The organism is Lysinibacillus sphaericus (assembly GCF_015844675.1).
GTDB lineage: Bacteria > Bacillota > Bacilli > Bacillales_A > Planococcaceae > Lysinibacillus > Lysinibacillus sphaericus_E.
On sequence record NZ_LDGC01000088.1, the window covers coordinates 66,781 to 86,399 of the forward strand.

Genomic DNA, 19,619 nt, shown 5'->3' on the forward strand with positions numbered 1-19,619 from the left:
ACCTAATTTACGGATGTCCCCTTTTCCAGGTTTCACTTTTTACAAATTCATACATATTATCATAGCACTAAAAACTCCCTGACGGAATGAAACCATTCACCATCAAGGAGTTTTATACAAATTATTTATTCGGGACTGCTTTTCTTCCATATGTCATAAAGCGCCAAAGCTTTTCAAATGGTCCCATTTTAAAGAATTTAAACCAGATGACACTAAAGATAATTTGAATGACAAAAGTAAGAGTTGCAATGATTACTACATCAGAAGGCGAAACAACTTCAAGCCCCATCGAAGACATAATAGCTAGGCCAATAAAGCTTTGAGCTAAATAGTTTGTAAATGCCATTTGCCCAACTCGTCCAATTGGCTTAAGTAGCTTTGCAATTTTCTTATTCTCTAACAAAACAAATAGACAAGCTAAATAAAAATATGTTGTTGGAATTACACCTAAACCAATAATTAATTGTAGATTTTGATCGTCTCCTTTAGAGGCAAACCAAATCCAAAGCGAGATCCCTACAAAGAATGGGAAGGTAACGAATTGAATCCACTTTATTTGTTTTGAGTATTTACTTACATAACTAATCCAATCAGCTTTTGCTACTAAAAAACCAGTTAGAAACATGATGAAAATAGTAATGGCATCATTTCCTAATAAACCAAAAACAGGTGAAAGTGCTTCTTGCTTTGGCAACAATATTTGTCCAAGAATGGACAGGATATGAACAGTAATAATGGCAAATAGCCATTTTCTAATTGTTGAAATCTTTGCATGATAAAAAGGTATAAGTAAAAAACCTATTACTGCATAAATAGCTAGAATTGATCCCCAGAAAACAAATATATGGACAATGCCAATTAATAATAAAGCTAATAAACGTCTTGCAAAACGCCATCTTGGCTTATCCCCGCGCGCTTCTGCACGTGAAGCAAAAATATAAAAACCTACACCAAAGAGGAATGAAAAGATCGAAAAGAATTTCTTCTCAATAAAAATATTAATAAGCGTATCAATAATGCCATTAACGCCACTATAGTCAGGCATCGGTCCTCCCTCAACTATTACCTGGTAGGCCGCTACATTTATGAACAAAATGCCAAATAACGCTAGCCCACGAATAATGTCTAAGGATACGATTCTTTCTTTTTGAGGTACGGATGGATTCATTTTTTAAAACTCCTTATCTTTCAAACTTTACTGTGTATGACTATCATAGCTTTCCATCCTTACAGTAGTTTTTTTAAAAGCTTACAAGAACCTTACATTTATAGATTTGTCTCATCAGTTATTCCCTTTTTTTATTTACATTAGTCTTTAATCCCCTTCTAAAAGCGAAAACTTCATATTTTATAGTAACAATTATTTCTTTAAAAAGGAGAATAGACGATGTACAGACAACGCAAATTTGGTTTTTGCTACCCTGGATATAAATACTGTGGACCAGGATGCTCAGGACCAGGTAGACCTATCAATGCTGTAGATTCATGCTGCAAATTACACGATGAATGTTATGATCGATATGGTAGATCAAGATATTGCGATGAAATGTTCCAAAACTGCTTACGACCCCAAATGAACGCTAATAGTAAAATGGCTAGAGATGCTAGATTGTTTTACAATATCTTTGAAATGCGCAATGGTTTCTTTTAAATAAGAAAGAAAACTCACGATGTTATTTTTTTATTTAAAGTCAAGTTATAGGCTGAAACTATTTTAAATAGTGAATTCTTATTTAATGTCACACATTATATGTATAGAAATTAAAAGGATAGATGAGCTTAAATGAATTCGCTCTATCTATCCTCTTTTTTACCACAGATGACCCTATTTACTACAACAATTAAATTAGTCTAATGTTGCAGTTGCAGTAATTTAATAGGAGCTTATATCAATTATTATAGGTACATTATTTCGAATTATTGTTTTACCGTGGGTCAACTGCGATAAGAACACTTTTTAATCCGTCATCCGTATATAAAAACTCCATTTGTAAACACATATCTACCAATTTTGAATTTGAAGTTAAATCATAATCAACAGCAAATCCACTGTTATCATTGAATTCATAGAAGTTGATTTGTGAATATTCATATTCTGGGTGGAAATTACATGGAGCGCCATATTCATCAAATGAATCAAATCCATTTAAGTTTAATGTTTCTTGGACATAATAGAATAACTCACCAATATCATCCACTTCAGATTCATCCACATAATTTAAAATATTTTCATATTCTTTACTGTGCATTACATTTAATAAATTAGTAATAACAGTTAAAGCATATTGTTTATCTTCACTTTTCATATTGAACCTCCAAATTCTAATTTGTCTTTCTATTCAACTGTATAATATCATACAGTTGAATAGAAAATTCACTTAAACTAACAGGGGCGATTATTCAATTAGAGCAATCGCTTCTTGTGCTAACGTGCAGTTTAGTGCAACAAGGAGTACCTTCAAAATTATGGGGATTTACAACGCTAAGTTAAGAAATATGACCAAACGACGCTTTGGGGATGTTTGTATATTAACTTCAAAGTAGAATATGTCGAGTTAGTGCTCTTCATATCTCGGTCGTACCAAGAGCTGAGGGCTTGAAAAAGAGTAGGCACATAAATTTATGTGCCTACTCTTTTTATGGTTGATATACAAATCTTAATGTTTATTTTGTGTAATAAATATAAGTAATTACTGATAAACTTGGCGCAACACCACTTGCATATACAGTTACTACATAAGCATGGTCACCTGTAAGAGCTGCTTCTGCTAGTTTTGTAGGCCCACTGTTAAATGCTTTGGCAACTGCTATTGAGACCCCCCCCGCCTGTAGGTATTGCAGCAGCTTCAATTATATCAAGAATAGCCATCTGTTTGCTTTGTCTATCTTTCATATCGTTTAAAACTTTATTACTTAAATAGCCCTGATGTTTAATAGGCTTATCTACTTCAATTACTGTGTAACCATTAAATGGTTCAATAAGGGTATCATTCAAAGGGTTTAAACTTAAGTTATTATCCAAATCAACTTCAATTACTGTATGAGTAATATTTTCTTCAACATAGGAATTTTCTTCAGCGTTGGAATTTTCCGAAAAATAAATTATACTTAATAAAAAGATGGTAACGAAAGAAGTTAAAAATTTTAAATAGTTACTAGTTTTAACAGTCATATACTTTCCCTCCCCTTTTTTATGATATATCCATAATTTACATTATTAATTAAAAATGTAAATATAAAGGAGGCTAGAATCTTATGAAATTATATTTGATGATTATGTTTTGGAGTTCAATTTTGGTGTTAGCTATTCTAATTATTAAAGATTATCAAAATAATGTTAATCCGTTTACCGAACCTCTCACTGCTCTTGTGTATTTAATAATTATTTTTTGGATTATATTTTTTTCTATAATGTATTTCACAAAGTATAAGAAAATTAAAATGGATTAGAAGTTGCTACTCTTACTCTTTTTTATTTATTCCCTTTCTTCTAGCCAACTGTAGAAGGCTGATAGAATATCGCTGTTTTTTAGTAAATATAATATAAATTTCAAATAAAAAAACGTTCCCAAATGAAAGTTTGGAGACGAACTCAAAGGCTACTAATGTTGTTAAATCAACGTTCGTGGCTTTTCTTATGAACATTGTTTATGCGTTGTTTTATGCACTTTTGTTAAAAGTCAGTCATAGCAAAGGTTTTGAAGTATTTGAAGTAATGTTGCACCATATACTTTGGTGAATAAAATCGTGTATAAAAATTGAATTCTTATCGTTGTAAATACGCATAAATCTGACGGGTCCCCTTATTGTGCTAACGGGGTGCAAGAGTTTAAGATCAAGCTACCGAAGTCAAAGGAGCTTTTCTTATAGAGCTAAAGGTGCAGGATAGTTGAACAAGGAATTTATTGACAATAATCACGATTTTAGAAAAAAGTATCAAAAAATTCTAAATATATCAAGCGTTGATGAGAAGTAATTAAGAGTTAATTATTTACAGAGAACTCCTATTTGCTAAAAAGATGTAATAGTGGTCTTAATGAAAAAAACCTCTGAGCGTAGTAAGGAGTTATTAATTCTATATCAGAGCTAATGTCTCAATTCTTCCTTTTCATTAAGCTGGTTTCCCCAGTTATATTTTTTTAAAAAATTGATCCATAGAAGTTAATCTTTTAGAGATAATGAGGAACCTAATATTCATAAAAAAAGTGACAACAATGCTTAATATTTGATTACGTTCTATGCCTGAGGTTTTCAAAACAGGAACAAAGACTGATTCTTGCTGAACAGTATATTTCAGAAAACGAAAACAAATGGGTTACAGCTCATTTTGAATCATATAAGTATAAAAAAAGACGGTGATTGCTGTCTCTTATTAACCTAACGCCCCCCCGTTAGGTTTTATTATGCTTCAGAAAATCCTATCCCAAAGCTAACTAATAATAAAAATATAGTTAAAATTACAAAACATAGACTATTGACAAAGACACTTAAAATTATAATATTTGTTTTTTTAGTTCTAATCCCCATCACCATTGAAACAATAAATCCAATATCTATTAATGCGAATAACCATAAACAAATAGTTAGGTATGGTTCATTCACGAAACGACTAATAAAGAAAACTGCAAAAGTAGCTATGACTAATATAAGCGTAAAGATTATTGGAATCGATTCTTTGCGAATAACTTGAAGATCACTTTCCATCAAAATCACCTCTCTGTATCTTTCATAACTGATTATCTTATATTTTTTTGCTATACAAATTTATTCAAACCTAAGAACTAAGAATGCACTATTTAAAATAGTTTTAGCCTATAACTTTACTTTTAATGAAATTTTTCACACCGTGAGCTTATCTATTGTGCTTTTATAAAAAACTGTATATTTTACTGGATTAGTAAAGCCTAACTTAACGCCTAAATGATACGATCCATTGTTATCAATATCACAATCCCAACAAGGTTTTAAATCATTTAAAAGGCAATCATCAATAAATTTTTCTGCAATGAAGCTTGCTAATCCTTTTCCTCTATAATTCGAATCAGTTATTATATCAATCTCTGCAAATTGATGAGATTTAAAAATAGAAACTGCTTCGCTAATGATCTTATTTTCATGCTGAAGACAAAAACCAAAGCCTTTTTCTAGAAAATTATCGGTAGAATCCCAGTATTCCTCATAATATTGATTGTTAAATTCTAAACAATGATCAATTTGATGTTGCTTGATTTTAATGCATTTGTAATCAAGCGACTCGCATTTCTCTCTATTGGTATAAGCATCTTTATCAAAGCTAAAAGTGTATCTTTCTAATTTATCACATTATCATTTAATCGTTGCTCAATTTTTGCACTCCATTCATCTGAATAAGAGAATAATGTGAAACGCTTATTTTGTTCAATAGATTCTTGAAGTAAAAACACGAGTTTACTTACGATTTGCTCGCTGGATGAATCACCATAAACATAGTATATTCCTGATTTAGTTTGAAATAGTATTGAGTGCAATCTTTCATCATCGGCATAGACAGCACCTTCTATCACCTGATCTAAAATACTGTAGACAAATGTTGGAGCCCTTTCCATTGTTTCTTTGATAATCGAATAATTTTCGACCGTTACTTTAATCATTATCTTTTTCCCCCTATTTTTTGTATCTCTTCATACAGTATAACGTTTTAACAATTACTACTATTATTGTATAATAGATACACGAAACTTGAAGGGACTGAATTATGCGCAGATAGCAATATTTTTCATCCAAACTAATTGAAAATTGGAGGTAAAAGTATTGATAGAACAAATTTATACAAAAAGATTATATTTACGAAAAATGAAGATGGCTGATTCACTTATATTATTTAAAATTTGGTCAGATCCCGATGTGACGAAGTTTATGAATATCGTCAATTTCACCCATGAAGAGCAAGCGAAGGAAATGATTGAGCTTTTTGATCAATTGGCTGAGAACCATAGGGCTATTCGTTTTTCAATTATTGAGAAGGAATCCAATGAGATTATCGGCTCTTGTGGATTCAATTCATTTGACGTAGAAGGAGCTACTGCAGAAATAGGCTATGATCTTGCTAAAGCACATTGGGGAAATGGCTATGTGCCCGAATGTATTTCCGCTTTGATTGATTATGCTTTCACCACTTTAAGCATATCTAAAATTGAAGCAAAAATAGAGCCTGGTAATAGGAATTCTATAAAAGTAGTAGAGAAATTGAACTTTACGTTTGAAGGAACATTTCAAGAATATGATGAATCAAAAGAATCTTTTTACGACATTAATGTTTATTCTTTAAGTAAATAGATTAATAATAAAATAAAAGCCAAGAATGTTATCTATGAACATTCTTGGCTACTTTCATTTTTGTTACTTAACCGGAATCCAAATTTCAGAATAAAGATCAGGACTAAATGGATCTTCGTCCGAGTACACTTCCAGCTCAGCTGTCCCCGTAGGCTCGTACGGATTGGATGGGAACCATTCAGAGTAAATTTGTTTCCAAGTATTTTGCATAGCATCCGGCATAGGACCATGTACTTCAAACACAACCCATTTTGATGCTGGAACTTCCATTGCATTTAGTTCTTCTGGAACATTCCCAATATGATCCGTTGCAATCCAATAATCAATAAAACCATTTTTTTGTTCGCTGGCATTTGGTGCACAGACGCCAAGCACCCCTTTAATTTCTCCATTATTTAATGAAAATAATTGATGATCCATTCCTTTGCTGTTAATCTCATCCCAAAATTTAGGGATTTCTCTCGTATTCTCACCATTTTGACAATTATACGTTCTTTTTACTCCTACCACTTGGAACTTTTCTTTTTCTACGATTTTATACTTCATTGGTTCTGCTCCCTTCAGGCTCACCTGGATAACTAGGCGATTGTATGATTGTAGTTGTCCTTGCTTCTTTCTTGCTTCACTAGGCGTTACGTGGTGCTGCTTCCGAAATGCCTTTGTAAAAGCTTCAGGAGAGTCGTAGCCATATTTGTAGGCGAGATCGATTACTTTCTGCTCTGTATTTATTAACTCCTGTGCCGCTAATGTTAACCTTCTCCGTCTAATATAATCTGCAATAGACATATCCGTTAAAATCGAGAAAGTCCGTTGAAAATGAAAGATCGAAGAATTTACCTCTCGTGCTATTTGTTCCATTGTGATGTCATCTAATAAATGCTCCTCGATGTAATTAATTGCTTTTTGAATCGACTCAATCCAACTCATGTGCCCTCACTCCTTGCTTATAGCATAAAACATCAAAATTAGTTATTCCTGTCTTTTTATGCTAACTTTGGACTGGTTAAAATGAAAGCATTTTTTTATAGACTTACCACGACATACGTGTTAACAAAATTTCAGCCAATCCCCATTTTTATCCATAATATGTTAAAATTCCATTAAATAGCGTAATCGGATTGGAGGTTTTGATATTGGTTAAATGGCAAGGAGCTGCAGGAATTTGTTTAAACGAAGACAATCATTTATTAATGGTTTTGCAAGGTACGAAACAAGAAGCTACTGAAAATTTTGAGAGGTGTTGTATTCGTGAAGTGTATGAAGAAACAGGATATGTAGTAGACATCGTCGGAGAAGTGTTACATAAAAATAATAATGCAGTGGAAGTTCGTTATTTTGAGACGACTATTACTGGTGGACAAATGATGATACATGATCCCGATGAATTAATTTATGAAATTGCGTGGAAATCAAAAGAAGAAATACTCAATTAAACATTATCCTTCCCTGAAGATAGGCAATTTCTTTTATCATTATTTCAAAAATGAAATTGTCATGATATAGGATTGATAATAGTAGGAAGATACTTATAGACAATAAATTTTAGGCTAATTGGTATTTTCTCAATCACGGATATTTACCTTTATTCCGCGGATAGTTCCCTGTCACCCGCGGGTAAACTTTTAAAATATTATTTCATTTTTACCTTTTCAACAGCAGCTTCGTATATCAATTCGTCATCGATTTTAATATACTGATTTCTCGCAGCCTTACAATAGCCTTCTTTTTCTAGAAAATCCTTAAGCTCCGATTTCTTCGCAAATATTTTTTCAACGACATTCTGTTTCACTTCAAATTCATCTGTTCTTTTAGCAATGGATACCCAATATATTTTTGACATGTTATATCCCCCTCTTTGAATCAATTATTTATAAATAATTAAAGCTGAATGTATAACATTATGCTCTCCTATATATAACGTATTATATTTAATATCAACTATTAAATAATCGTTTAAATCTAATAAAGCGTTATTAATATCATGTTCAAATTGCACAATATCATTATTTTGAATCGTTACTACTTGAGTTGCTTGTGTCATACATTTTCCCCCTTTTCTTTTAATCATAGATTAAAAGGAAGTATTTGTCACAACAAAATGTTTTCGTAGTAAGAATAAAAAAAAGCTAACCCTCTCAGTTAATAAAGAAAGGTAAAAACCATTTATATGGTAAAATAAAGCAGAAAACCTTGAAATATTCTCCATTTATCAACATTAAAGAGTTACAACAATATACTAAATTAATATGTCTAGCATTCATGATTAATCTTTATTAGAAAGTAGTTTTTTTGGGGGATAAGAAGGACTTAGATGATTTTAATCATGAAATCGTGTTAGTGATTGAAAACAAAAATGAGTTAGTACTATTAAGCGGTTGTAGTCATCATGGAATTGTAAATATAACTAAAACTATAACTAAAAAATTTCCAAATAAGACTATCACCGCAATTATTGGAGGATTTCATTTAATTGGTCTACCCATCGTTAACACTTTAGGAAAGCCAAAAGAAGAAGTTATCTCCATTGGCAATACATTAAATGAAATGAAGATTGATTGTATTTATTCTTGCCATTGCACTGGAGCAAAAGGATTTAACATTCTCAAAACCGTTTTAAAAGAAAAATTACACTCTTTTAAAACAGGACAAGTTATTGAGATTTTGTAGATGTTAAAAAATAGCTACTCTAAATTCAACCCTTTCATAGACGGAAAGATCAATCTAAATGTTATTACCTTAAGTTTGGAGAGATTCAATTGAAAATAATAGAGAGAACAATCATACTATCGTTTGCAGCAATATTTCTATTTATTGTTTTTAAAGCTGTATATAATGGTGTGCAGTCAAATAGAGCTTTGATTAAACCCCCTAGTTCAAATTATTATCAAATTATCGATAAAGATTTAAATAGAACGGTAGACGTACCTTTTACTAATATTAATTCTTACAGGGGTAATGCTGACTATATTTATTGAGTGTAGACCAAGAAAGTCCTTCTCTTGATAATAAAATTGTTGAATATCACCGAAAGACTCAACAATACAAAACTATATTTAATACCAAATTCAAAATGCCATCAGTTCAAGGGGTTGAATTAAATGATAATTGGTTATTGTGGGTAGATGCCGATGAAAGTGGATGGCAGCTAAATCCATATTTTATGAACTTAAAGACGCAAGAAATTCACCCATTGACGAAAGAAAATGAAGAGAATATTTTTAACGATTTTCCTGTACTAATTGGGGACTACGCAGCTTGGATTAAAATAGACAGAAAAAGTGAAAAAGCGGAAGTTGTGCTTAAAAATCTCAAAACAGACGAAACAACCAGTATATTTACTTTAAATAGCTTTACATTCAGGAATATGACTTTGTCTGCAATGGATGGAAAATTATTATTTACTAATGAAAAAGATCATTTCGGATATATCTATTTGTATGATGTGAAAAGTAAAGAAATAAAAGAATTTAAGAGCTCATATGAATTTATTGGTTGGGCAAGGCTTCTGAATGATCAACAATGGGTTTATCTAACTTTTGACGACCTAGCTGAACCTTCAACTGGTGATGGTAAGCTAATTTTTTATGACGCTGTGACCAATCATTCGCAAGAAGTTGTTTCAGATATTGATTCGGCAACTGAACTTAACACTGATTTTAATAATAAAGTATTTTTACATTTCAATGAAAATGGATACTATAAAAAATTTAAGATACAGGATCATTTATTAGTTGAGGATGGTTTGTTAGAAACACGTTATTTTTTTAGATTTTCAGCTGAAAATGATATTTATATCTATGACCAAGAACTCCCAAACGAAAAATACCAATTAATTATCCAAAGTGAACTACCTAACTAAAAATGGCTATCCCTATTTATATAAAATTGGGATATTGACATTCAAAGTGTTGAAGTCTCAACACTCCCCGTCTAATACATTCTTAAATACTCTTCCCGCTCCCAGTTATGGACACGTGTGCGGTATTTATTCCATTCTATTTCTTTTGCAGCAGTGAATTTTTCAAAGATATGGTCTCCAAGTGCTTCGCGTACGATAAGATCCATTTCTAGTTCAAGGAGTGCGTATTCCAATGAAGATGGAAGACTATCGATACCATTCAATTCACGTTCAGCTCGTGACATTTTATAAATATTTCGATCTACAGCATCTGGCGGTGTGAGATTTTTGCGAATTCCATCGAGCCCAGCTGCTAAAATAACAGCCATTGCTAAATAGGGATTTGCTGCTGGATCAACAGAACGAAGCTCGATACGTGTTGATAATCCTCTTGCAGCTGGAATTCGAATAAGTGGTGAACGATTTTGTGCAGACCATGCCACATAGCAAGGAGCCTCATAGCCAGGCACTAATCGTTTATAGGAATTAACAAGTGGGTTTGTGACAGCAGTAAAACCATGTACATGTTTTAGTATTCCTGCCATAAAGCTACGTGCTGTTTCGCTTAATTGCAATTCTGCATTTTCTTCATAAAACGCATTTTTATCCCCTTCAAATAATGATAAGTTGAAGTGCATTCCCGATCCGTTAACACCAAATAGCGGCTTTGGCATAAAGGTAGCGTGCAGTCCATGCTGTGCAGCTATCGTTTTTACAACAAGCTTAAACGTTTGAATATTATCACATGCTTCGATAGCATTGGCATATTTAAAGTCGATTTCATGTTGACCAGGTGCAACCTCATGATGAGATGCCTCAATTTCAAAGCCCATTTCTTCTAGCTCTAATACGATATCACGTCGACAGTTCTCCCCTAAGTCAGTTGGGGCTAAATCGAAGTAACCGCCACTATCATTTAACTCAAGCGTTGGATGCCCTTTTTCATCTAGCTTAAATAAGAAAAACTCCGGTTCTGGTCCTAAATTAAATGAGCTAAAGCCTAACTCCTCCATCTCCTTTAAAACCTTCTTCAGATTGGAACGTGGGTCACCTTCAAACGGTGTACCATCCGGTCTAACAATATCACAAATGACACGGGCCACTTTGCCTTTCTCGGCAGTCCATGGAAAAATGACGAATGTATCACGGTCAGGACACAAGTACATATCTGATTCTTCAATACGTACAAATCCTTCAATCGATGAGCCATCAAACATAATTTTATTGTCCAACGCTTTTTCTAATTGACTAACTGGTACTTCAACGTTTTTGATCGTTCCTAATATATCAGTAAATTGTAGGCGAATAAATTTCACATTTTCTTCCTTAACACGACGTTTAATATCTTCTTTTGTATAACGTTTCATTCTCCACCACTCCCATGTTAATTTAATTTACACAATTCTTTTACAACTGCTTTTAAAATACATCAAAAGGATGGAAAATACAATATTTATGTAAGGTTTTATTACATGCATTTTCTCGAATATACTTATCTTTTTTCCAGATAAATAGAGTCATCCTTTCTTACTACAGCCCCCGACAGCAACACATGTTTTCCTTTGCGAAAGCGTAGTGCTAACGTAGCGACAGCAACACATGTTTTCCTTTGCGAAAGCGTAGTGCTAACGTAGCGACAGCAACACATGTTTTCCTTTGCGAAAGCGTAGTGCTAACGTAGCGACAGCAACACATGTTTTCCTTTGCGAAAGCGTAGTGCTAACGTAGCGACAGCAACACATGTTCTCCTTTGCGAAAGCGTAGTGCTAACGTAGTGACAGCAACACATGTTCTCCTTTGCGAAAGCGTAGTGCTAACGTAGCGACAGCAACATGCGTTTTTTTGTTGCACCAACAAAAAAGTAGGTTGCATTCCTTAAACGGAACACAACCTACTACCATTAGTATTGCAATAGCATATTTACAAACACAACAATAATCACCAAAGGTACTACTACTAGCATCAATAAACGATAAGTTGAATAGAACCCTTGCCCCAATTTGCTTCCTATTAATAATTCCTTCTTCACAAATTCTTTATCAACTACATATGCAATAAAGATAGCAATCAATAAGTTACCCATCGGAAGCATTAAATTAGAAACTAAAAAGTCAGTTGCATCAAAAATTGTTTTTCCAAAGATCGATACATCCGCTAATGTACTTGATGAAAGCGCTGCAGGAATCGCCGCAACAAATACCACTACACCTAGTAGCATTGTCAACGCAGAACGAGACATACGTCCTTTCTCTATAAAAGCCGCTACGATAATTTCATATAAACTGAAGGAAGAAGTTAGCGTTGCGAATAAAAATAATAATAAAAACATCGCTAAAAATAGTTCACCAAATGGCATTTGACTAAATGCTGTTGGCAGAACCATAAATAACAAGCCTGGACCAGATGCTGGTTCTAAATCAAAAGCAAATACAACAGGGAAAATGGCTAATCCTGCAAAAAACGATACAAGCACCGTGAGAAGAACAACAGAGCCCGCAGAATTCGGTAAGCTTACATCCTTCTTCAAATATGAGCTGTACGTCACAAGACAAGAAAACCCTACCGCTAAGCCAAAGAAGGACTGCCCTAACGCTTCTAATATAGCCTTACTAGTCATATTGGAAAAGTCAGGCCACAGGAAGAATTTAACTCCTTCCATTGCCCCATCTAATGTTAAAGCCCGCACAACAAGGACAATAAACATAATAAATAATAAAGGCATCATCCACTTATTGGCCTTCTCTATACCATTTTGCACACCAAGTGAAATGACTAGTACATTTACTAGCGTAAACAATCCTAAACCTAGTAGTGTAATCCAAGGCGTCCCTACAATTTCCCCAAATAATTTACTAGGATCATTAGCAGGATCAATAACAGCCCCAGTCACACCTAGGCCACTATATATAAAAATCCAACCTCCTACAACGCTGTAAAAAGTTAATAATAAAAAACAACCGAGCACACCCATACGACCAATCCAAGCCCAGCCTGTTTTCGTCGGTGTAATTTTTTTATATGCAGTCACAGCCTCTGACTGTGTACCACGACCTAAAATATATTCTGATAATAACATCGGTAAACCAATCAACAATGTAAATAGAACAAAAATAAGGAAAAATGCTCCCCCACCACTTTGTCCAGTAACATACGGCAACTTCCATATTGCCCCTAGCCCGATTGCAGCTCCCGCTGATGCTAAAATAAAGCCTAATTTACTAGACCACTGACTCTTTTTTTCACTCATCTCTACAAACTCCTCTAACATTCTAAACTCTTCCTTATTTTACATGAAAATAGTAATCTAGACTAGATTATTTCTATTTGTTACTTTTGCACAATAATATCCAACATTTCCAGCATTCTATTTATCCAATATAAAAAACCTCGAACGCTTATTGGCTCGAGGTCTCATCTAAATTATTTTGTTATATACATAGAGCGCTGTTGATAAATCCATTTGCGCATTGTTGTGAATAGTAATGCCATGATGAACGTTATTAAAATACCCTTAATAATATTAAATGGCAAAATACCTGCTACGATCATTTTATATAGTGAATCACCTACGACAGGTTCCATACCTAAAAAGTAAGTATACATAGGTAAAAATACTGCATAGTTAAGAATGCTCATTCCTACTGCCATTATGATTGTTCCAGCAGCTAAACCTCCAACAAGACCTTTAACTGTTTTGAAACGATTAAAAATAAAGCTAACTGGTAAAATAAATAAAATACCTGTTACAAAGTTCGCGATATGGCCTACCGGTACTCCTGTTGGCGTACCTGAGAATATCCAATCCAACACATTTTTAAAGAATTCTACTAAAATACCTGCTACAGGTCCCATTGTGATCGCCGCAAGCAATGCTGGCATATCACTGAAGTCTACTTCCAAAAACGCTGGAAATGGCGGAATAGGGAAATTAAAAAGCATTAACAAAAACGAAATACTGCTCAGCATGCCAATCGTAATAAACGATTGAAGTTTAACATTTTTCTTCATAGTAAACTCTCTCCTCTTTGCTGATTCAATCTCGCAAGAAGAAAGGTTACGACCTCATCAATTCTTATTATGAAAAAACCCTTATGCAAAACAAGCATAAGGGAGAATAGGCATGATTAAAGAAACGCCATTAATTAACTATTGTTGAGCTTACGCTGCGTAAATCCACAACGAAAAAAACGCTCGTACATAGCTAAATCCATAACAATGAATGACGATCGTACCTCCATCTTCTCCCATCCAGACTTTAACTGTCGGCCTTGGAATTACACCAAGTCAGCCATGCAAAAAAACTTTTGCACAGGTCGCGGGCTGAAGAGTTTTTAGTAAATTATTCGAGCTAATGAAAGACATTAGCGATTTACAACTCTATTACCGCCGGTCGGGATTTTCACCCTGCCCCGAAGATGAATCAATATTTTTTTATTTCATAGCCTTACTATAATGAATTATGAAGGAAAAGTAAATAGCTTTGCTTAAAAAAATCCGATTAAACTTGTATGTTTTAAAAATACCCGCAATAGTCCTATCTTTAAAAGATAAGGGTTTACTTCATTCTCATTGATTATTATTCTTCACTAATCGGGCTTTACCATCCATTGATTTCCCCCTAAACTAACAAGAGCATTCACGCACGTATAGCGGCGAGAATGCTCCAAAAAATTCACTTTTTAAATTGCGTTCATTTATTTGTTGTTTCACCATTTATGGCATATATCGTTTATTAGCTCCTACAGGCTTTGGTAAGAAATTTTTTAAATCAAATCCTTCCCAACTCTCCTGTATAACATTGTCTAGGCGTACTTGTTGATCAAAGCTTGCAGCAGTTAGCATCATTGCTTCAATTAATTGGGTTGCACGAATCACGTCCATTGTCGTTAGATCAAGCGGCTCGTCAAATGTAACAATAACGCCTTCTGCAACCTCTTTTACCGTGTATGTTATATTTTCCGGTACGACTGGAACGTATGCATTATCATTTTTAGCTCGCATATCAACAAGAGCTTCTGTTACAGTGGAAAAAGTTCTACGAGAATTGGGTGATAAATATTCAACTCCATTTTCATCTTTATATAAATAATAATTAAAATGATTTGAGCTCGTTAATGCCATAGAATTACTAGCCTCTTTTTCATTGGAAAGCTCGGATTCTGTACCATTAAGATTTTCATATTCAATATCTTTATACTCCGAGTCTGAGAATGTATCCTGTATTGTCGCTACATATTCTCCAGAATCTTTAGCAGCAACATCATAATCATTTTGCTTCGGTAATACATGGACCAGTTGATCGCCCTTCTCCTTCAATTCTCCTTTATATGGATGATAATTAGTAAAACCATTTGCTTCCTCATCAATTTGTGGCGCATACTTTTCATACATTTGTAATGTTGTAGGCTTTTTCTTCCCAAAATCAGTAGCCACTCGTTCATTTGGAATAATATACGTCATCGGTACACTTTCCTTATCACGATTTGCCAAACCAATATGGAATGCTACTGCATCTGTTAAATCATCTTCATAAACAGATGATCGCAGAGACATGATCCGCGAATGTTCTGCTACTATGTTAGACTCCATAATATTATCATGCATAGAGCTTTTTGCTGCACGATCTTCCTGCATTGTTGAATATTGAGAAGTTTCAGGAGCATTGGCCTGATCCATTTTTGTATCGTGACTATTCATGAACATAGAGCCTGTAAGTACTGTTAAAGCGAAGACAGCTGCAACACTCATAAAAATTGGCCATTTACGACCTGCCTTCTTTATTGTCTGTTCCGTATTGTCTTGCTCTTGTGATGTTATTTCATCATTAATTGGTTGTTGTATAGCTTGAAGATGGACAGAATCCTGCAAGCGAGCATCTGCCAATAATCGATTTAATATTTCTTCTTTCGAACGGCGGTCAGAAAGCTTAGGGGCATTATTCAATATATGTTCCAGTTGGTCATCATCGAATGGATTATGTGTCATTATTGTTTCGCCTCCCGTTCTCTAACCTGTTGTAGCTGTTGCTTTAAAAATTTTATGGCGCGATGTTGCGTGGTTTTTACCTTCGCTTCTGTCCAATCTAATATTTGTGCTGTTTCTGCAATCGATAACTCTTGAAAGTAGCGCATAATAATGACCATTTTTTGGTCACCTGTACAGTGTTCAAGTGCTGATTGAACTTCCATAAATTCATCATTCGCCTGCAGCACGTCTTCGGGTAATGGTGTGGTTGAATGGAGCTGTTCCGTTTCCCAATCAAAAAAATCAAGTGAATGTTTTTGGCGTACAGCCTGCTTTCTAAAATGATCAATAGCGACATTTTTAGCAATCGCAAAAAGCCATGTCTTTTCGCTGCTATTGCCTGCGAATTTATCATATGAGCGCAATACGCGAACATAAACCTCATGTGCTAAATCCTCAGCAAGTGTACGGTTTTTTACTAAATAAATAAGAAACTGGAACACGTCTTGATGATATGCATCGTATAATCGATGGAACACGGAGTCATTCAAAGCACTCCACCCCCGTTCTATTTATATTTGTCGTTTAAACGTTCACAGAAGTTACATCCAATTAAAACCAATTCATCAATGATACCTAGGCATAATTGGTCAGAATCTGCTTTGGGCCAACGTAATATATCACTCAGCCGTGTGTTGCTGTCGCTTCGCTTTCGCACAGATAAATTACCACAGAACGTAGCACTCTTAGACTGAGTTCTCTATGGATGTTTTGACACCCGCTGAAAAGCAACTTAAATCCTCTTTCATTTGCTGAAAGCAGATAATAATGATGCTCTTAATCGAATGGTAAATAAAATGTGAAGGTAGTCCCCTCTTTTAGCACACTATCCACCATAATATTGCCCGAATGTGCCTTGACTATATTTCTAGCAATAGCTAAACCTAGGCCAGTTCCGCCTTTAGAACGCGTACGTGCTTTATCTGCTTTATAGAAACGTTCAAAAACATATGGCAGGTCCTCTTGTGGAATACCATGTCCTGTATCCTGGACAGATATTTTGGCAAAGGTCGGCTCTTGCTCAACCTTCACGGTTACTGATCCTTCAGCTGTATGACGAAGAGCATTATCAACTAAATTCGTTAATACTTGTTCAATCCGATCCTCATCTATACTAATCGTATCATCGTCATTAAACTCACTGTCAAATATTAGTCGAACATGTTTTTCTTTTGCAACTTGTGCAAATTTTTGTGTAATACGTTCAAATGTTGAATTAATCGGAAGCTCATCTTTGTAAAGCGTCATATGCCCCGATTCCATACGAGCAAGGTCTAATAAATCTGTCACGAGGCGTCCCATACGCTTCGATTCATCATATATAATTTTTGTAATCTCATTTCGTTCTTCTTGATCTTGAATAAAATCATCATCCATTAATGCCTCTGAATAACCTTGGAGCATCGAAATCGGCGTCCGTAGCTCATGAGACACATTGGCAATAAAGTCTGAACGCAGTTTTTCTAAGCGATGCTGCTCAGTCATATCACGAATAACTGCAACCGCTCCACGTATCGATTCCTCACTATAAAGAGGGCTAATCGTAAACGTATAGTAATTTCCGTCCATCTCAATTTCTTCTTCAAGCTTATCCTCAAACATCAGTACATGATCGAGCATATGATAAAGTTCTGGCGGAATTGGCTTCGCACTTTGTGAGCCTTTATTGACGAACCATTTTTGCATTAAACGGTCCGCTGGTGGATTACTTAATAATATTGTACGATCACGATTAAACGTAATAACTGCATCTGTCATCGATGTTAAAATATTTGAAAGCTGTTCATTTTCTTGATTAATTACTTCTAGATTGTGTTTTAACTGACGTCCCATTTGATTGAAGGCAACTGCAAGCTGGCCTATTTCATCATTTTGGGTAGTCGGCATTTTCGCTTCAAAATTCCCTTTAGAAATTTCAAACGCTAACTCACGCATTTTACGTAATGGTGACGTAATACGTGACGAAAGGAAAAACGCAAAAAATGTCGTCAGCACAAAGGCAATGAAAGCAGATAAAAAGACAATTTTCGTCGTCTCTTTCGATGTTTTATGCAATGCATCTGGACTTTGATAAATAAAGACAGCCCCGTGGACTGTATTTTCTACATTTAGCGGGAAACCTAGCACAACATAAGATTCCATTTTTTCTTCATCTGCGGAAGACGGCATCATCATTTCCTTAATAATTGGTTTATCTGATTGAAAAACTTCATGAAACGATTTATTGGCTAAAATCATATCCTGAATTTCTATTTTATTGACACCTTCCTGCATTGCAAAAGAGACTCTATCATGATTAATAGCAATAAGTGCATTTGTACTTTCAGGTAAAATATCTTTTAATAATTCAGAAGTCGATTCTGCTGTTTCATTATCATCCACTATACTTGCAATCGTTGCAGCAGTTTGACGCAAGGAGCTTTCCGCTTGTTGCATATGGTAATTTTGAAGAAACTCAAGCATTAAAACCGTGAAAACAAATAATACAAATGAAACGAGAAGCAATATGGTTACCCATAGCTTCCCGACAACACTATTCCATATTCTATTCATTGACAACCTCAAATTTGTAGCCAACGCCCCATACAGTAACAATCATCTTTGCAGCGTTTTCTGAAACACGGTTGAGCTTTTCACGTAAACGTTTTACATGTGTGTCAACTGTACGTAAGTCACCAAAGAAATCATAATGCCAAACTTCTTTTAGTAATTGTTCACGGTCAAATACTTTGTCTGGTGATTTTGCTAAGAAATAAAGTAATTCATACTCTTTAGGTGTTAAATTTACTTCAATGCCTTCTGCAGTTACGCGGTGTGCATCATGATCAATCATTAAATGTTGAAACACAACTAAATCTTTTGAAGAAGAAGCATTTGTCGAAGGTGAGAATGCTTGTGAACGGCGTAATATAGCCTTCACACGTAACACAACTTCACGAGGACTAAATGGTTTTACAATATAATCATCTGCGCCAAGCTCAAAGCCTTGTACACGATTCGCTTCCTCGCCTTTTGCAGTTAATAAAATAATTGGTGTTGCTGCTCGTTCACGGATTTCCGCACAAACTTCAAGCCCGTCTTTTTCAGGCATCATAATATCAAGTAAAATACAGTGATACTCTTTTTCTAAAGATTTTTCGATCGCTTGTTCACCATTTTCTGCTTCGTCAACAAGGTATCCTTCTCGCTCTAAATACATTTTTAATAAGCGTCGAATACGATCCTCGTCATCTACTACTAATACTGAAATATTTTCTGACACTTTCACGATCCCTCTCTTCTAATCTTTCTCTACCTTCTATTGTACATCGTACGACACATATTGAAAAGAAAAGAAAGCCTTCTTGCCACAGCAAGAAGGCTCTTCTTTCTAATACTAGCG

20 protein-coding genes, 1 pseudogene and 1 riboswitch are annotated in these 19,619 nt (G+C 34.5%); of the genes and pseudogenes, 5 read left to right on the forward strand and 16 right to left on the reverse strand.

Annotation, left to right across the window (positions count from 1 at the left end; genetic code table 11):
- Nucleotides 1-121: 121 nt before the first annotated feature.
- Entirely contained in the window at nucleotides 122-1,168 is a 1,047-nt protein-coding gene (locus ABE34_RS21420; protein WP_197144472.1) for a DUF418 domain-containing protein, read from the reverse strand.
- A gap of 219 nt (nucleotides 1,169-1,387) precedes the next feature.
- Here ABE34_RS21420 and ABE34_RS21425 point away from each other — a divergent pair, with 219 nt between their 5' ends.
- A complete protein-coding gene (locus ABE34_RS21425; RefSeq protein WP_197144473.1) occupies nucleotides 1,388-1,651 on the forward strand; it encodes a Parvovirus coat protein VP1-like protein in 264 nt (87 codons plus the stop codon).
- A 274-nt stretch (nucleotides 1,652-1,925) separates the two neighbouring features.
- On the opposite strand, the gene ABE34_RS21430 is transcribed toward ABE34_RS21425, so the two are convergent.
- From ABE34_RS21430 to ABE34_RS25565, 5 genes and pseudogenes are all read right to left on the reverse strand, one after another.
- The gene (locus tag ABE34_RS21430; RefSeq protein ID WP_197144474.1) at nucleotides 1,926-2,306 is read right to left on the reverse strand and encodes a DUF7668 domain-containing protein; all 381 of its coding nucleotides are present in this window, start codon (nucleotides 2,304-2,306) and stop codon (nucleotides 1,926-1,928) included.
- A 482-nt stretch (nucleotides 2,307-2,788) separates the two neighbouring features.
- Nucleotides 2,789-3,172, reverse strand: coding sequence for a hypothetical protein (locus ABE34_RS21435; protein ID WP_197144475.1), 384 nt, complete (start codon nucleotides 3,170-3,172; stop codon nucleotides 2,789-2,791).
- A 1,229-nt stretch (nucleotides 3,173-4,401) separates the two neighbouring features.
- Nucleotides 4,402-4,704 carry a hypothetical protein gene (locus ABE34_RS21440; RefSeq protein ID WP_197144476.1) on the reverse strand — a complete coding sequence of 101 codons (303 nt, stop codon included), beginning with the start codon at nucleotides 4,702-4,704 and terminating at the stop codon, nucleotides 4,402-4,404.
- 135 nt (nucleotides 4,705-4,839) lie between these two features.
- Nucleotides 4,840-5,256, reverse strand: a pseudogene (locus tag ABE34_RS25560) (GNAT family N-acetyltransferase); the annotation flags it as partial.
- A gap of 53 nt (nucleotides 5,257-5,309) precedes the next feature.
- Entirely contained in the window at nucleotides 5,310-5,630 is a 321-nt protein-coding gene (locus tag ABE34_RS25565) for a GNAT family N-acetyltransferase (RefSeq protein ID WP_276569527.1), read from the reverse strand.
- A 160-nt stretch (nucleotides 5,631-5,790) separates the two neighbouring features.
- Between ABE34_RS25565 and ABE34_RS21450 the strand changes: the two genes are divergently transcribed.
- Nucleotides 5,791-6,315 (forward strand): GNAT family N-acetyltransferase, encoded by a 525-nt coding sequence (locus tag ABE34_RS21450; RefSeq protein ID WP_197144477.1) that lies wholly within the window; start codon nucleotides 5,791-5,793, stop codon nucleotides 6,313-6,315.
- Nucleotides 6,316-6,378: 63 nt separating this feature from the next.
- On the opposite strand, the gene ABE34_RS21455 is transcribed toward ABE34_RS21450, so the two are convergent.
- Nucleotides 6,379-7,242: an AraC family transcriptional regulator gene (locus ABE34_RS21455; protein WP_197144478.1), complete on the reverse strand. Its 864-nt coding sequence runs from the start codon at nucleotides 7,240-7,242 to the stop codon at nucleotides 6,379-6,381.
- A gap of 206 nt (nucleotides 7,243-7,448) precedes the next feature.
- Between ABE34_RS21455 and ABE34_RS21460 the strand changes: the two genes are divergently transcribed.
- Entirely contained in the window at nucleotides 7,449-7,748 is a 300-nt protein-coding gene (locus ABE34_RS21460) for an NUDIX hydrolase (RefSeq protein ID WP_346655595.1), read from the forward strand.
- 197 nt (nucleotides 7,749-7,945) lie between these two features.
- Here ABE34_RS21460 and ABE34_RS21465 read toward each other — a convergent pair whose 3' ends face one another.
- Nucleotides 7,946-8,155 carry a hypothetical protein gene (locus tag ABE34_RS21465; protein ID WP_197144479.1) on the reverse strand — a complete coding sequence of 70 codons (210 nt, stop codon included), beginning with the start codon at nucleotides 8,153-8,155 and terminating at the stop codon, nucleotides 7,946-7,948.
- 24 nt (nucleotides 8,156-8,179) lie between these two features.
- Entirely contained in the window at nucleotides 8,180-8,356 is a 177-nt protein-coding gene (locus ABE34_RS21470) for a sporulation protein Cse60 (RefSeq protein ID WP_197144480.1), read from the reverse strand.
- Nucleotides 8,357-8,604: 248 nt separating this feature from the next.
- On the opposite strand from ABE34_RS21470, the gene ABE34_RS21475 reads away from it, so the two are divergent.
- Both ABE34_RS21475 and ABE34_RS21480 read left to right on the forward strand, forming a co-directional pair.
- On the forward strand, nucleotides 8,605-8,982 hold the full coding sequence (locus ABE34_RS21475; RefSeq protein WP_197144481.1) for a hypothetical protein: 378 nt from the start codon (nucleotides 8,605-8,607) through the stop codon (nucleotides 8,980-8,982).
- A gap of 304 nt (nucleotides 8,983-9,286) precedes the next feature.
- Nucleotides 9,287-10,174: a hypothetical protein gene (locus tag ABE34_RS21480; protein WP_197144482.1), complete on the forward strand. Its 888-nt coding sequence runs from the start codon at nucleotides 9,287-9,289 to the stop codon at nucleotides 10,172-10,174.
- Between the two features lie 71 nt (nucleotides 10,175-10,245).
- Here the strand turns inward: ABE34_RS21480 and glnA are convergent, their stop codons facing one another.
- From glnA to ABE34_RS21515, 7 genes are all read right to left on the reverse strand, one after another.
- On the reverse strand, nucleotides 10,246-11,580 hold the full coding sequence (gene glnA, locus ABE34_RS21485) for a type I glutamate--ammonia ligase (protein WP_197144483.1): 1,335 nt from the start codon (nucleotides 11,578-11,580) through the stop codon (nucleotides 10,246-10,248).
- Nucleotides 11,581-12,113: 533 nt separating this feature from the next.
- Entirely contained in the window at nucleotides 12,114-13,460 is a 1,347-nt protein-coding gene (locus ABE34_RS21490) for a sodium-dependent transporter (protein WP_197144484.1), read from the reverse strand.
- A gap of 173 nt (nucleotides 13,461-13,633) precedes the next feature.
- Complete coding sequence (locus tag ABE34_RS21495; protein ID WP_197144485.1) at nucleotides 13,634-14,221, reverse strand: ECF transporter S component; 588 nt, start codon at nucleotides 14,219-14,221, stop codon at nucleotides 13,634-13,636.
- 224 nt (nucleotides 14,222-14,445) lie between these two features.
- A riboswitch (FMN riboswitch) is annotated at nucleotides 14,446-14,634 on the reverse strand.
- 292 nt (nucleotides 14,635-14,926) lie between these two features.
- A complete protein-coding gene (locus ABE34_RS21500; protein WP_197144486.1) occupies nucleotides 14,927-16,198 on the reverse strand; it encodes an RNA polymerase subunit sigma in 1,272 nt (423 codons plus the stop codon).
- A complete protein-coding gene (gene sigX, locus ABE34_RS21505) occupies nucleotides 16,198-16,728 on the reverse strand; it encodes an RNA polymerase sigma factor SigX (protein ID WP_197144487.1) in 531 nt (176 codons plus the stop codon). Before sigX ends, ABE34_RS21500 begins: the two co-directional genes overlap by 1 nt.
- A 286-nt stretch (nucleotides 16,729-17,014) precedes the next feature.
- On the reverse strand, nucleotides 17,015-18,790 hold the full coding sequence (locus ABE34_RS21510; protein ID WP_197144488.1) for an ATP-binding protein: 1,776 nt from the start codon (nucleotides 18,788-18,790) through the stop codon (nucleotides 17,015-17,017).
- Nucleotides 18,783-19,499, reverse strand: coding sequence for a response regulator transcription factor (locus tag ABE34_RS21515; protein ID WP_049668637.1), 717 nt, complete (start codon nucleotides 19,497-19,499; stop codon nucleotides 18,783-18,785). The genes ABE34_RS21510 and ABE34_RS21515 overlap by 8 nt, the downstream gene beginning before the upstream one ends.
- Nucleotides 19,500-19,619: the final 120 nt, after the last annotated feature.